Annotated in this window: 13 protein-coding genes; 4 read left to right on the forward strand and 9 right to left on the reverse strand. The window is 40.1% G+C overall.

The features are described 5' to 3' along the window. The first annotated feature begins 408 nt into the window (after positions 1 to 408). The 3 genes from PIECOFPK_RS07815 (at position 409) to PIECOFPK_RS07825 (ending at position 4274) form a co-directional block, all read left to right on the forward strand. Positions 409 to 2106, forward strand: coding sequence for a DUF11 domain-containing protein (locus PIECOFPK_RS07815; RefSeq protein WP_409965524.1), 1698 nt, complete (start codon positions 409 to 411; stop codon positions 2104 to 2106). 197 nt (positions 2107 to 2303) lie between these two features. Next, positions 2304 to 3614, forward strand: a complete 1311-nt coding sequence (gene rimO, locus PIECOFPK_RS07820; RefSeq protein ID WP_330974247.1) for a 30S ribosomal protein S12 methylthiotransferase RimO — start codon at positions 2304 to 2306, stop codon at positions 3612 to 3614. A gap of 279 nt (positions 3615 to 3893) precedes the next feature. Continuing rightward, complete coding sequence (locus tag PIECOFPK_RS07825) at positions 3894 to 4274, forward strand: septal ring lytic transglycosylase RlpA family protein (RefSeq protein ID WP_409965525.1); 381 nt, start codon at positions 3894 to 3896, stop codon at positions 4272 to 4274. A 145-nt stretch (positions 4275 to 4419) separates the two neighbouring features. Here PIECOFPK_RS07825 and fbaA read toward each other — a convergent pair whose 3' ends face one another. Together fbaA and PIECOFPK_RS07835 are read right to left on the reverse strand one after the other, a co-directional pair. After that, positions 4420 to 5490, reverse strand: a complete 1071-nt coding sequence (gene fbaA, locus PIECOFPK_RS07830) for a class II fructose-bisphosphate aldolase (RefSeq protein WP_330974245.1) — start codon at positions 5488 to 5490, stop codon at positions 4420 to 4422. Between the two features lie 121 nt (positions 5491 to 5611). Next, positions 5612 to 6706, reverse strand: coding sequence for a hypothetical protein (locus PIECOFPK_RS07835; RefSeq protein ID WP_330974244.1), 1095 nt, complete (start codon positions 6704 to 6706; stop codon positions 5612 to 5614). 115 nt (positions 6707 to 6821) lie between these two features. On the opposite strand from PIECOFPK_RS07835, the gene PIECOFPK_RS07840 reads away from it, so the two are divergent. Further along, positions 6822 to 7574: a lysophospholipid acyltransferase family protein gene (locus PIECOFPK_RS07840; protein ID WP_409965526.1), complete on the forward strand. Its 753-nt coding sequence runs from the start codon at positions 6822 to 6824 to the stop codon at positions 7572 to 7574. Here PIECOFPK_RS07840 and hisIE read toward each other — a convergent pair whose 3' ends face one another. Genes hisIE through hisD form a run of 7 tightly spaced genes read right to left on the reverse strand, consistent with a single transcriptional unit; the run spans position 7575 to position 13937 of the window. Further along, entirely contained in the window at positions 7575 to 8168 is a 594-nt protein-coding gene (gene hisIE, locus PIECOFPK_RS07845; RefSeq protein WP_330974242.1) for a bifunctional phosphoribosyl-AMP cyclohydrolase/phosphoribosyl-ATP diphosphatase HisIE, read from the reverse strand. Between the two features lie 38 nt (positions 8169 to 8206). Continuing rightward, positions 8207 to 8962, reverse strand: coding sequence for an imidazole glycerol phosphate synthase subunit HisF (gene hisF, locus PIECOFPK_RS07850; protein WP_330974241.1), 756 nt, complete (start codon positions 8960 to 8962; stop codon positions 8207 to 8209). After that, a complete protein-coding gene (hisA, locus tag PIECOFPK_RS07855; RefSeq protein WP_330974240.1) occupies positions 8963 to 9679 on the reverse strand; it encodes a 1-(5-phosphoribosyl)-5-[(5-phosphoribosylamino)methylideneamino]imidazole-4-carboxamide isomerase in 717 nt (238 codons plus the stop codon). Between the two features lie 53 nt (positions 9680 to 9732). Then, the gene (hisH, locus tag PIECOFPK_RS07860) at positions 9733 to 10329 is read right to left on the reverse strand and encodes an imidazole glycerol phosphate synthase subunit HisH (protein ID WP_330974239.1); all 597 of its coding nucleotides are present in this window, start codon (positions 10327 to 10329) and stop codon (positions 9733 to 9735) included. 24 nt (positions 10330 to 10353) lie between these two features. Continuing rightward, on the reverse strand, positions 10354 to 11493 hold the full coding sequence (hisB, locus tag PIECOFPK_RS07865; protein ID WP_409965527.1) for a bifunctional histidinol-phosphatase/imidazoleglycerol-phosphate dehydratase HisB: 1140 nt from the start codon (positions 11491 to 11493) through the stop codon (positions 10354 to 10356). Between the two features lie 40 nt (positions 11494 to 11533). Beyond that, a complete protein-coding gene (gene hisC, locus PIECOFPK_RS07870; protein ID WP_409965528.1) occupies positions 11534 to 12607 on the reverse strand; it encodes a histidinol-phosphate transaminase in 1074 nt (357 codons plus the stop codon). Positions 12608 to 12647: 40 nt separating this feature from the next. Continuing rightward, the gene (gene hisD / locus PIECOFPK_RS07875; RefSeq protein WP_409965529.1) at positions 12648 to 13937 is read right to left on the reverse strand and encodes a histidinol dehydrogenase; all 1290 of its coding nucleotides are present in this window, start codon (positions 13935 to 13937) and stop codon (positions 12648 to 12650) included. Between the last annotated feature and the right edge of the window lie 5 nt (positions 13938 to 13942).

The following is a 13942-nucleotide window of genomic DNA, read 5'->3' on the forward strand; positions in this document are numbered from 1 at the left end:
CAATTATTTGCCGTATTACACAGGTGGATAAGGACGGTACCAGAAGTCATTCCACTGGAGTGAAAGTGATTGATAAAAGCTAATAAGATACTTTTATTTTGGAATTTAATTAAGGTTATTGCATTATGCAATTACCTTAATTGTTCTATACCTACCAATGAAAATGGGGATATCATTAAATTATTGTAATAAAATATTTTAATATTCGTTTTTTTTTACATAAATTTATATTCGTATCCGTACTGACCAAGTGCCAATCTGAAGAATTACTCAAGGAAAGTCTATATTGGATAAGGGCTTTTTCAGTATTAAAGCTCTAAAGGGAGTTTACAGGTTAGGAAGGTGTGTTTTATACAATGTATCGAGCCCTAATCTCTAAATTGATTTTTTCACCTAAAATGAATGCATATGAAAAATGAACGCCTTCCTCGTCGCCGTAAGCGCTTTTTCTTTTTGTTTATTTTTTCTTTATTCTCCAGTTTAGTTAATGGACAGAATTATGACTTTTCAATAATAATGATTGGAAAATCATTCTTAACACATCCTGGGGATGAGTTTATCTATACTATAACAGTAACAAACAACGGACCCGATGATGCCGCGAATGTGGTAGTGCAGATGCCAACTGCTGCAGGCTATACAGCAACAGAGGTTACTTGTATTTCAGGTTTGTCAAATAACGGAAGTACGGTATGTCCTCTTTCATTAGACGTATCTTCATTACAGACAACAGGGCTTATTATCCCCTCTTTGCCTGATGGGGGGGGTATTGTTTTGCGTGTAAAAGGAATGGTAAGTGGTGCAGCCAATACACAAATTTTGACAACTGCTTCAATATTGTCTCCGGCAGATGATGATCCGTCTAATAATAGTACTACTTTTCGCACTAACATCATTCTGCCTGTAGCGGGAGATACTACTATTTATAGGATGGATGCGATTGAATCTACACTAGCGAGTCTCCCGATTGTCCCTAATGGCAATGGCACAATAAATTTAGTGTTCAAACTAGTGAGTGGGCCGGTAATTCCCAGTTTAGGTACGACTTTTACTGTTCCGGTAGAGTATAGCCCTCTGATGAATCGGACGGGTAATGGAGTTTCATATTTATGGGATTCCATAGGGGTTTACTATGATGGAGCATCCGTTCCAGACTTTTTAACGATAGAGCCCAATATTGCTACTTTTTTTACAAACTTACCTGCTAGTAATGTTAAGACTATTCCAAAAGTCCCGGATGGAGTTTCTTCTGATCAGTATTTCCAACAGTTGCTAGCTGATAATACTATAGAACCCCTAGGTACATTTAAGCTAAAAATAGGTTCTTACCCGGTTATACCGGAAGAGTCTACTTCTAAATTGGAGTGGGCAGCAATTTATTTGCATAATAACTATAATTTTGCTCATAATGAGACTGACATTCAATGGGGGCATTATGTATCAGCTTTGGTGCAGCCTGTGACTTCCAATATTGTTGGTTTTACTACGACTGAGATAGTCCCTGTACTTTTCGACAATTCTTATACCTATAGGTTTACGGCTTTTAAGAATATTGATGTAACCCCATCTTCCGATGAAAACTTTACCGCAGGGTTTAACTGGGCCAATCTGGCTTATGGCCAACTCTCTTTTTGGACACCTCAAGCGCTTCCTGTGACTTTCGCGGAGTTTAATGCCTCGAGAACTTTTGACGGAATTTTGTTTGAGTGGACGACATCTTCTGAAACCGGTAACAGCCATTTCGAATTAGAATTGTCGGCAGACGGCAAGAAGTTTGTGAAAGTAGGAGAGGTTATATCAAAAGCTGAGAGTGGCAATTCGTCTCTTCCATTGAGTTATTCGTTTATAGCTGCTCTGCCTGGAGGTGTTGCTTTATTTTCCGGTCTTGCTTTGATGCTGTTGGGTGCCGGCGGTTGGATGCGCCGTAGAAATGCCGCGTTTGTTCTGGTGGTATTATCTGGACTAGCTTTGGGTATTATGGGATGTTCAAAAGCTACAGAAAAACTGCTGGATCATAAAGAGCAATTATTCGCCCGCATTACTCAGGTGGATAAAGACGGTACCAGAAGCCATTCTACTGTGGTGAAAGTGATTGATAAACGGTAAAATCTGATACTATATCTTGTAAAAGGTAGCAATCGGCTTATTGAGGCCATGATTGCTGCCTTTTTATTTTATTATGCTTTAATTGTTAGGGTTAAGTTACCTTTGCAGCCTGTTTGCAAGAAAAAAGACGTCTTCATTATAATGAGACGGTATCAATAAAAAAGTATCGTAGTATAGCATTGTAGGAACTCAATTACATGAAATCAAAAACACTTAAGAAAGATAAAGTAAACATTATCACGTTGGGATGTAGCAAGAATATGGTGGATAGCGAAGTCCTAAGTGGACAGTTGCGTGCCAATGGTATTGATGTGGTGCATGAAAACACCAAAAAAGACCACAATATTGTTGTTGTCAACACCTGCGGTTTTATTGACAAAGCAAAGGAAGAAAGTATTAATACCATTCTAGAGCAGGTGGAACTGAAAAAGCATGGACGTATTGATAAGGTGTATGTTACAGGCTGTCTTAGTGAGCGTTATAAAGAAAGCCTAGAGCAGGAGATTCCTGAAGTGGATGCTTTTTTTGGTACTATGGAGCTACCGGCCATTTTGAAGCAGTTTGAAGCGGATTATAAATCAGAGTTAGTAGGGGAGCGATTGCTGGCAACGCCAAAGCATTATGCCTATCTAAAAATATCCGAAGGTTGTAATCGAACCTGTTCTTTTTGTGCTATTCCTTTGATGCGGGGTAAACATGTGAGTAAGCCCATTGAGGAGCTGGTGCTTGAAGCCGAGAAACTGGTAAGAATGGGAGTAAAAGAAATTATGCTCATCGCTCAGGAGCTAACTTATTACGGTTTGGATATTTATAAAAAGCGGATGCTCCCTGATTTATTGAATCGACTTGCCGACATTCAGGGTTTGGAGTGGATAAGATTGCATTACGCTTATCCTACCAAATTCCCACTGGAAGTGCTAGATGTGATGCGGGAGCGGGAGAATATTTGCAATTATCTAGATATACCATTACAGCATGCATCCGATAAGATGCTGAAAGCTATGAAAAGGCAGATAACCAAAGCTGAAATGAATGATCTGATTGCTGCCATACGCGAAAAAGTGCCAGGTATCTGTCTGCGTACTACATTGATTACAGGTTTTCCGGGCGAGACATTAGATGATGTGGAAGAATTGAAGCAGTTTCTGGATCAGCATCGATTTGATCGTGTGGGAATCTTTACCTACTCGCATGAGGAGAATACTACGGCCTATGCACTGCAGGATGATGTACCGCAGGAAGAGAAGGAGCGCCGTGCTCAGGAAATCATGGAGCATCAGCAAGAAATATCCTATGAACTCAATCAGGAAAAAGTAGGTAAGATATTTAAAACAATTATCGATAAAAAGGAAGCCGGCAGGTATATTGGTCGCACCGAATTTGACAGCGTAGAGGTGGATAATGAGGTGATTATTTCCGGGTCACAAAGGCTGCAAATAGGAGAATTTTACAATGTACGCATCGAAAAAGCATATGATTACGATTTGGAAGGAGTTGTTCTAAGTTAAGTTGTTGATAGAGAATCTTTTATAGTTTATTTGCGCCCCTCTATATTTAACTACATAGCGATATTTAATCTCTTTTAACAAGCGCTTGTAATATCGTCATATTGATTATCAATTATTTATGTATTTGGTAAGACATATTGGCGGTTGTTTATAGCCAGAGTGTGCATAAATAAGCCTACCTTTGCGGACGTATTTTGCATGTGGTAAAATATGTTAAAAGGCGTGATAACATAATAAAGCATGTTATTTCACGTTTATTGTTTAACTAAAATATCTCACATGAAGGAATATTTAGTTCTGTTTTTTGCAGTATTGTTGGGGTATCTTTATTGTGATGCTCAAACAACAACAACGCAAAAAGCTTCTTATTATCACAGTAAATTCAACGGACGTAAAACTGCTACCGGCGACATTTACAGGGAATATTTGATGACTGCGGCTTCGAATATATACAAATTGGGTACCCGTCTGTTGGTCACCAATAAGAAAAATGGAAAAAGCGTGCAGGTTGTGGTAAACGATCGTATGGCTCCTAATATTAAAGGACGTGTGGATTTAAGTAAGTCTGCATTTCAGAAAATAGCCCAGTTGCACCAAGGGGTAGTTCCTGTAGAAGTGAAAGTTTTAGAAGGTAGTAAGGATGAAGATGAATCACTGTAGATAGATTTTAAATAAGTTGAGTAAAGCCCCGCACTTACGCGGGGCTTTTTATTGGTGCTATTAAGAATCTTCTACGACAGAAGAAGTTTCGGCTAAATAAAAACCCGGCTATAAGCCGGGTTTTTATTTTTTGATTATTTTTTTCTTAAGCATTTCTGTTAATACAGTTAAGGTCTTGGAAGGAGATTTCCAAACGTTTAATGAAAGACTCTTCACCTTTGCGCAGCCATACGCGCGGATCATAGTACTTTTTGTTGGGTTTATCTTCTCCTTCGGGATTACCTAACTGGCTTTGCAGGTAAGCTTCGAACTGTCTGTAATACTCGAATACACCACTTGCAAAAGCCCACTGCATGTCGGTATCAAGGTTCATTTTAATAGCACCATAGCTGATTGCTTCTGCGATTTTTTCTTTTTCAGAACCGCTACCACCGTGGAATACGAAGTAAACCGGTTTGTTGCTAGCAGTTTTGAATTTTTCAGCAATGTATTTTTGACTGTTATCCAAAATAACAGGCGTCAGCTGTACGTTACCGGGTTTGTATACTCCGTGCACATTTCCGAAAGCCGCAGCTACAGTAAACATATTGCTTACAGTGCTTAATCTTTCATAAGCATAAGCCACATCTTCAGGTTGTGTATATAACTTAGAGTTATCTATATTAGTATTGTCTACGCCATCTTCTTCACCACCGGTTACACCCAGTTCTATCTCAATGCTCATACCCAAAGGAGCCATGCGTTTGAAGAATTCCAAAGAAGTGCTTACGTTTTCTTCAATAGGCTCTTCACTCAAATCCAGCATGTGCGAGCTGAACAGGGGTCTCCCTTTTTCTTTATAAAATTTTTCTCCTTCATCGATGAGGGCGCTTACCCAGGGCAACCATTTTCTGGCAGCATGGTCGGTGTGCAGTACTACAGGAACACCATAGTATTTTGCAACAGTGTGCACGTGCAGGGCACCACTCACGGCACCATAAATGTTAGCCTGTAAATTGTCGTTAGGCATTCCTTTACCAGCATAAAACTGCGCTCCACCGTTACTGAACTGAATCATAACAGGAGAATTCACTTTTGCAGCTGTTTCCAGTACAGCGTTTACACTGTCTGTTCCCACAACGTTCACCGCTGGTAATGCAAAATTATTTTCTTTAGCGTCGTTGTACAGAGCTTCCAGCTCCTCGCCGTATAATACTCCGGCAGTGTATTTACTCATCTTTCAAAAATTGATTTTATTAATTAAAATAAGCCTTTCTTTTAAGGCTCGCTAAGATAATAATATTATGTGATAAATACATGAACAAAAAGAGTTGTTTTGTTTGTAAAATTAATGCGTACTATATAGGTTTAGGGGTTCTGCGGGCTAAACTGCGGGTTTTCTCCTGAATCAGCTTGAGGTTGTTGCGTAGCATGTATTTTAAATGCAGTTTCAGAATTTGCCCCATATTGTTACAACGATTGAACGCCTGCGTTTTAAAGTATTCATTTAGTTGCTGTTTGAGTAATGCTTCCTTCTCGGGAGTTGATACAGTATCACGAGACATGATGTTGAGTAGCTCCATGAGGCGGAATCGTGTTACTGCTACCCGATAGGCCATTGCAGAACGCTCTTCAGCTCTATATTGCTCAATAGATTCCTGATTGAGATGGCTGAGCACCGTTTTTACAAATAGATTATTTTCTTTGAAAAATTGTGGCATGTACAAATGCCTTCGACCTTCATAGGTCTGTTGATCGAAGTCGATAGCGCGGAATTTGTACTGATAGCTTTCAATATCGGGTGTTGCTACTACCACGAAGTTATAAGCACGCATATCACCGAGTAGGCGTACGAAACAACGTTCGTTAAATTTTACAAATTCTTTTGCAAGACGTGTTTTATTGGTTTCTTCACGATTTAAGTATTGTTCCAGAAATACATCTCCCGGCAGTCCGGGAATATGTTCTTCTACCAATGTACTCCCATCTGTGTAATAGGTAAGCCTGTTAGGAGATAGGAAATGTTCCAGTTCCAATCCATAAATTCTGGAGGCATCATTGATTTTGATATAGTAATGGTCATAGTTGGCGTTGTATTTATTAATGATACGTATACGAAAAGGTAACGAGTTGCCGAAAGCACAATAGTCAATGCGTGCTACATCCAATTGGTTGGCAAAGCTCATGTCACCTTCAGTTTTCAATATGGCATAAATTTTTACCAATCCTTCACGGAGATAATCCCAGTCACGTTTATCGTAAATTGCCTTTTCCCAATGCGTACTGTTGCCTAGCGCATCGTTTATCGGAATGGACCAAGTAAAGTTTAACAGGTCTTTATGCGAAACAGGCAGACGTACCTCGCGTCCCTGACGGGTGAGATAGTTAGCGAGTTCTGCATTTATGGGATAAAGAATTTTTTTCTTCGAAGGTTTGTTATAGCGTTCGTCCATATTCTCAATTTACTAAATAAAATGTAGCTCTTTATATAGGAAAAATTTAAAATTCTGAAATTATTGGTAGGAATGTGTTATTTTCTAATTTTAAAGCTCTATTTTGCTGCTGTTCATGAGCAAAGTATTTAACAGACTGAAAAATGCAAACCTTTTGCGTAAGGTAGTGCATTTTACAGTAGGAATGGTTACCTACCCGGGTATTGCCATAATCAATAAGTTAAGAATAAAGGGCGCAGATGTATTAGCGTCTTTACCACAATCCAATGTACTATTTGTCAGTAATCATCAAACCTATTTTCTGGATGTCATCACTTTGTTTCACATTTTCTCTGCAGTAAAATGGGGTAAGAAGGATCGTTTGGGGGTGCCTTATTATTTGTTAAATCCCTTTACTAGGGTAAATTATGTGGCTGCAGAGCAAACGATGAAAAGCAGCTGGGTGAGCCGCCTGTTTTTACTGGCAGGAGGAATTACGGTTCGACGAACATGGAACGAGAACAGTAAGGAAGAGCGCAGAGGGCTTGATCCTAGCGACACCCGAAAGATTGCGCGTTCTTTGCTGAAAAACTGGATTATTACATTCCCTCAAGGAACCACTACGCCTTATGCTCCGGCTCGAAAAGGAACTGCCTTAATTATTAAACATCACAAACCGATTGTAATACCTGTGGTTATTAGTGGCTTTTCAAAAGCATTTTATAAAACCGGAATGCGATTGAGAAAAAGAGGAACCCAATTGACCGTGACTTTTAAAGAACCATTACAGATCGACTATAATGCGTCAGTCCAGGAAATTACCGCCCAACTTATGGATGCCATTGAGCAAAGCGAAAGATTTATGCCGGATGTGCTAAAGCATCCGTAGCTATTTATTGTGTCTGCTCTCTAAAACTCTGATCACATCCTGCAATGTAAACCCTTTGGCTTGGAGTAATACAAGATAGTGAAACATAAGATCGGCAGCCTCTCCCAGGAAAAGATCTTTATTATTGTCTTTAGCCTCAATAACAATTTCTACGGCTTCTTCACCCACTTTCTGTGCAATTTTGTTAATGCCTTTTGCAAACAGAGAGGCTGTGTAAGATTTTTCTAAGGGATTGTTTTTACGGTCGATAATGACTTTTTCCAATTGTTGCAAAGAAAAAGTGTCATTCGCCTTGCCAAAACAGCTGATATCTCCGGTGTGACAGGTGGGACCTTGCGGTACCGCCTTAATTAGTAAAGTATCCTGATCGCAGTCGAGTAATATTTCTTTTACTAGAAGAAAATTACCTGAAGTTTCGCCCTTAGTCCATAAACGTTGTTTGCTACGGCTATAAAAAGTTACTTTGCCTTCAGCTTGAGTTTTATTATACGCTTCTTCGTTCATAAAACCCAACATTAGTACTTCAAGCGTGTCTACATCCTGAATGATGACGGGGATAAGTCCGTCTGCATATTTAGAAAAATCTGGTGTCATAATACTATTAAAGTTTTATTTAGCTTTTCAGCTTATTACTATAAACGTACCGATATATTTTTTGAGTGTAAGTATTCTTTTAATGCACGAATCTCCACTTCTTTAAAGTGAAAAATACTTGCTGCTAAAGCCGCATCAGCGTGTCCTTGGGTAAACACTTCTTCAAAATGTTCGATAGTACCCGCGCCACCTGAAGCAATTACAGGAATATTTACCGACTGGCTGATAGTAGCAGTAATGTCCACCGCAAATCCTGCTTTGGTACCGTCATTCTCCATGGAAGTCAACAATATTTCGCCTGCTCCCAAATTGTAGCATTCCTTTACCCACTCCGTAGCCACCAGCGGGGTAGGCGTGCGGCCTCCGTGGGTTACTACTTTCCATATGCCATCGATAATCTTGATGTCAATAGCTACTACTACACACTGGCTACCGAAGTTTTTGGCAAGAGCACTGATGAGTTGCGGGTTCCTAACGGCTGAAGTGTTCACGGATATTTTGTCAGCACCATTCTCTAATAGCACTGATACATCTTCTACCGTATTAATACCACCACCCACTGTAAAGGGTATGTTGATATGTGTAGCAATATTTCGTACTAGTGTAGCTAGAGTCTTGCGCTTATCTACAGTGGCGGTAATGTCCAGAAATACTAGCTCGTCTGCTCCTTCCTGGCTATATCGAATGGCCAATTCTACCGGATCACCGGCATCGCGCAGGTCTACGAAATTGGTGCCTTTTACAGTACGTCCGTCTTTAATATCCAAACAAGGTATGATACGTTTTGCCAGCATTTAAAAATCAGATTTCAAGTCAGCAATATTAATTTTCCCTTCGTAAATAGCTTTCCCTACAATGGCTCCATAGCATCCGGCAGCTTTTAGGTCTTCTAGATCTTTCAGGGAACTTACGCCACCACTTGCAATCAGCTGAATGTTGCTAATCTCGCTTAGTACTTTTTTATACAAGTCAAGAGCACTGCCTTGCAATAACCCATCTCTACTGATATCAGTACAGAAAAACTGCTGAATACCTTTCTTACTATAGTTACTGATAAAGTCGATAATATGGATATCCGTAGCCTCAGTCCACCCTTTAACCTGAATTTTTTCATCTAACACATCTGCTCCCAGAATAAATTTATCTGCTCCATAGCGGGCGACCCATTGCATCAGTAATAATTCATTTTTTACCGCAATACTACCGATAGCTGCATATGTGGCACCAGAATTAAAAGCGATCTCTACGCTTTTATCACTGCTGATACCGCCGCTGAAATCAATTTTTAATGAAGTTTTACCGGCAATTTGTTCTAATACTTTCCAGTTTTTTACTTCACCGGCTTTGGCGCCATCCAGATCTACGAGATGCAGTCGCTCGAGACCGGCATCTTCAAATCTTTTTGCTACCTCCAGTGGGCGTTCGTTATACACTTTCTTCTGACTATAGTCTCCTTTACTAAGACGTACGCACTTGCCTTCTATAATATCTATTGCAGGAATGATTTGCATTTTCAATTGTTTTAATCAGTCTTAGGACTTATTAGTCTTCTTATATTTAACTTTTATAATGCAAGGAAGTTTTTTAATATCTGTTCTCCGGTTTCAGCACTTTTCTCGGGGTGGAACTGTACCCCGTAAAAATTGTCTTTGTTCAGCGCGCAACTAAACTCAATGCCGTAGTGCGTCGTTGCGATGGAACTTTCATTTATTTCAGCATAATAGCTGTGCACAAAATAGCAATAGCTGCCATCCTTTACATTTCTAAAAAGCGGATTATCGGTTATGGAAATATTGTTCCAGCCGATTTGGGGTATCTTCAAAGGATTGGCCAGGTCTGTGTTTGTAAAACGTTTAACCTGTGTGTTGAAGATGCCTAGACATTCCGTATTGTTTTCCTCACTGTAATTGCAAAGCAATTGCATACCCAGGCAGATGCCCAACAGCGGCTGCTTGGCGGATGTGATGACTTTATCCAGACTCCTTTGTTTTAGGTAATTCATAGCCGTGCTTGCTTCGCCTACACCGGGAAAAATAATTTTATCGGCGGATAAAATTTGCTCCTTATCATCGGTAACCACCGCTGTCACGCCCAATCGTTCCAATGCAAAAAGTACTGACTGGATATTGCCGGCATTATATTTTACAATAACAACGTTCATAAATCTTTTACTTATTGATCCTTTTTAAAGCACCCCTTTGGTACTGGGCAACTGTTCATTGCCGGGAGTTCTTTTGATAGCCATTTTGATCGCTTTGGCAAGCCCTTTGAAGATAGCCTCAATCTTATGATGCTCGTTATCACCTTCTGCTTTAATGTTTAAATTACACTTTGCCGCATCACTGAATGATTTAAAGAAATGATAAAACATCTCCGTTGGCATTTCTCCAATTTTTTCGCGTTTGAATGATGCATCCCATACCAGCCAAGGCCTACCACCAAAATCGATTGCGACTTGTGCTAGGCAGTCATCCATAGGTAATAAGAAACCGTAACGCTCAATACCCTTTTTATTGCCGAGCGCCAGATGAAAGGCTTCGCCTAATGCAATAGCTGTATCTTCAATTGTATGATGTTCATCTATGTGTAAATCTCCTTTGGTAACTATTTTGAGGTCGATACCACTATGTCTTCCTAGTTGATGCAACATGTGATCGAAAAAACCTAATCCCGTTTCAATTTCACAAATGCCAGTACCATCGAGATTGATTTCAATATCAATCTTCGTTTCGTTAGTGTATCGGCTGTGCTTAACTCTTCTTGCCTTCAACTGCAAATAAGCATAGATGTCTTCCCAGCTTTTTGTTTTCAGTGCAATTGTTTGTTCCAATTCTTTCAGGCTGTCTGAAATTTCTCCGGCACCGAGATTTTCATCTAGGTTCAGCCAGATGCCCTTACAGCCTAGGTTTTTAGCCAATTGTATATCTGTAATACGGTCACCGATTACAAAAGACCCTGCTAAATCGTATTCAGGATTATTGATGTATTTGGTCAGCAATCCAGTGTTCGGTTTTCTGGTAGACGCATTTTCTTCGGGGAAGGTTTTATCTATTAGCACTTCTGAAAAATGAATGCCCTCATTCTCCAGATTACGCATAATAAGGTTGTGGTAAGGCCAGAAGGTTTCTTCAGGAAATTTATCAGTACCCAGACCATCCTGATTGGTAACCATCACCAGCTCAAAATCCATTTCCCGCGCTATTTTTCCCATCCAGGTAAACATCCCCGGGTAGAATGTAATTTTTTCGATGGAGTCCAGCTGATAGGTAGGGGGAGCTTCATTTACTAGTGTTCCGTCTCTATCTATAAATAAAACTTTTTTCATACACTTCATTTAATTTTCATCGCTTATAATAAGTGATGGTTTAGCCGGGATAATTTTCTAATGCTTCAATTAATTTTTTGTTTTCCTCTTCTGTTCCCACTGTAATTCTCAGACACCCTTCACAACCTTTTGTGGTGCTGCGGTTTCTTACAATAATGCCTTTGCTTTGCAAATATGTAAAAACATCATTAGCCTGTTTCATTTTTACTAATAAAAAGTTGGCGTCCGACGGATATATTTTCTCCGTAATGGGAAGTTTGGCTAATGCTTCTTCTAGCCAGGTGCGTTGGGCAATGGTGAATTTTGTCCATTCATTTACCTGCATCACGTTCTTGAGTGCCTGCAGAGCCAACTTTTGCGTAGCTTCGTTGATGTTGTAAGGATATTTTACGTTGTTCATATAACCTATGATTTCCTTACTCGCAAATGCAAGCCCTATACGCAATGCGGCAAGTCCCCAAGCTTTAGACAAGGTTTGCATCACCACCAGATTGGGATAATCCACAAGTTGCGTTGTGAAAGTTTTTTGACGGGCGTAATTGATATAAGCTTCATCAATCACCACAATGCCATCGAAGTTATTTAATACGATTTCAATATCCTGTCTATTGATGCTATTGCCGGTAGGATTATTAGGCGAACAAATAAAAATAAGCTTAGTGCGATCATCCACTGCGTCTGCAATAGCCTGAATATCTAATTGATAATCGCTTGTGAGCGGCACTTCTTTCACTTGCACATTGTTAATAGCTGCACAAACGCTGTACATGCCATAAGTAGGAGGGAGAATGATTATATTATCTATTCCCGGCTCACAGAAAATACGCATCAGTACATCAATTGCTTCATCACTACCGTTGCCACAGAAGATGTTTTCAACAGGAACACCTTTGATATTGCTGATCTGTTTTTTAAGTTCCAACTGAAGCGGGTCGGGGTAGCGATTCAGCGGTTCATGCAGGTTGCCGATATCCAAGGACACCGGAGAACCGATAGCATTTTCGTTAGCATCCAGCATTACACTTGCTTCGCCTGTGAACTCGTGACGAGCAGTGCTGTAAGGAGCTAGTGATTTTATATTATCTCTTATCAAGTATTCTAAATTAAATTCCATATGTTCTGTACTAGTAATGATGCGTGATGCAATACGTGTATTATTTCGCTTTTTTAATATGCCTTAATCTTACTTTTACTGCTTCGCTATGCGCCTGCAGCCCTTCTGCTTCGGCCATGGTTGTAACAGTATTTGCAATATTCTTCAATCCTTCGTCCGTGAGCTGCTGGAATGTAATCTTCTTATAAAAGCTATCCAGTGATACACCGCTATAGGCGGTAGCATATCCGTTGGTAGGTAAGGTATGATTCGTGCCGCTTGCATAATCGCCCACGCTTTCCGGAGAATAATTGCCTATAAAAACCGATCCTGCCGTGTGGATTTCCTTTAGTAGGGCATTGGTGGTTTTGCAAGCCAGAATTAAGTGTTCCGGAGCATAGGTATTGGAAAAGGCAATGGCATCCTTGATATTTTTCATCAAAACGATGCGTGCGTGCTCTAAAGCTTTTGCAGCTATGTTTTGTCTGGGTAGCAAGCTCAGTTGTTGTTGGATGGCCACCTCAGTTTGTTTAATAATATCAGCATCGGTACTTACCAATACCACTTGTGAGTCGGTGCCGTGTTCTGCTTGAGCTAAAAGATCTGCAGCAACAAAAGCGGGGTTGGCTGTTTTATCTGCAATTACCAACACCTCCGAAGGTCCGGCAGGCATATCAATAGCCACTTTACTTTGTAAGATTTGTTTAGCTACCATCACATATTGATTGCCCGGACCAAAGATTTTATTTACGGCCGGTATCGTTTTAGTGCCGTAAGCCATGGCCGCAATGGCCTGTGCGCCACCTACTTTAAAAATGCGTGTTATACCACACAAAGAGGCTGCAAATAGAATGGCATCGTGCACTTTTCCGTTTTTATCCGGAGGTGTACAAAGTACAATTTCTTTACATCCCGCAATAGATGCTGGTACCCCCAGCATGAGCACTGTAGAAAATAACGGAGCCGAACCGCCTGGAATGTATAATCCTACTTTTTCGATGGGTCTTGTTTCGCGCCAACAGGTTACACCTTTGGTCGTTTCAATCTTTACAATAGCCTGTTTTTGCGAACTATGAAACTTGTGAATATTATTTTTTGCCTGTAGAATGGCCTTTTTTAAAGAGGGGTCAATATTTCGGATAGCAGCGTTGATTTCTTGTGTTGTGACGGAAAGGTTCTTCAGTATAATGCCATCGAACTTTTGCGCATATTTTTTTAAAGCCGCATTACCGTTATTGGCGACATCATAAATAATGGCATTTACAGCAGGAAATATCGAACTGCTGTCCATTACAGGCCGCTGGCATATCGAGGGCCACTGTTTTGCGGAAGGATATTTATAGCGTTTCAACGTAT

Source organism: Chitinophagaceae bacterium C216, from assembly GCA_028485475.2.
In the GTDB taxonomy this organism is placed as follows: Bacteria; Bacteroidota; Bacteroidia; order Chitinophagales; family Chitinophagaceae; genus Niabella; species Niabella composti.

Bases quoted from the DNA above. Each gene is read 5' to 3' on its own strand.
- PIECOFPK_RS07835 (WP_330974244.1), bottom strand. From the start codon at position 6,706: ATGGACGAACGCTATAACAAACCTTCGAAGAAAAAAATTCTTTATCCC.
- PIECOFPK_RS07825 (WP_409965525.1), top strand. From the start codon at position 3,894: ATGAAGGAATATTTAGTTCTGTTTTTTGCAGTATTGTTGGGGTATCTT.
- PIECOFPK_RS07840 (WP_409965526.1), top strand. From the start codon at position 6,822: ATGAGCAAAGTATTTAACAGACTGAAAAATGCAAACCTTTTGCGTAAG.
- hisA (WP_330974240.1), bottom strand. From the start codon at position 9,679: ATGCAAATCATTCCTGCAATAGATATTATAGAAGGCAAGTGCGTACGT.
- hisH (WP_330974239.1), bottom strand. From the start codon at position 10,329: ATGAACGTTGTTATTGTAAAATATAATGCCGGCAATATCCAGTCAGTA.
- hisB (WP_409965527.1), bottom strand. From the start codon at position 11,493: ATGAAAAAAGTTTTATTTATAGATAGAGACGGAACACTAGTAAATGAA.
- hisF (WP_330974241.1), bottom strand. From the start codon at position 8,962: ATGCTGGCAAAACGTATCATACCTTGTTTGGATATTAAAGACGGACGT.
- hisC (WP_409965528.1), bottom strand. From the start codon at position 12,607: ATGGAATTTAATTTAGAATACTTGATAAGAGATAATATAAAATCACTA.
- hisIE (WP_330974242.1), bottom strand. From the start codon at position 8,168: ATGACACCAGATTTTTCTAAATATGCAGACGGACTTATCCCCGTCATC.
- fbaA (WP_330974245.1), bottom strand. From the start codon at position 5,490: ATGAGTAAATACACTGCCGGAGTATTATACGGCGAGGAGCTGGAAGCT.
- rimO (WP_330974247.1), top strand. From the start codon at position 2,304: ATGAAATCAAAAACACTTAAGAAAGATAAAGTAAACATTATCACGTTG.
- PIECOFPK_RS07815 (WP_409965524.1), top strand. From the start codon at position 409: ATGAAAAATGAACGCCTTCCTCGTCGCCGTAAGCGCTTTTTCTTTTTG.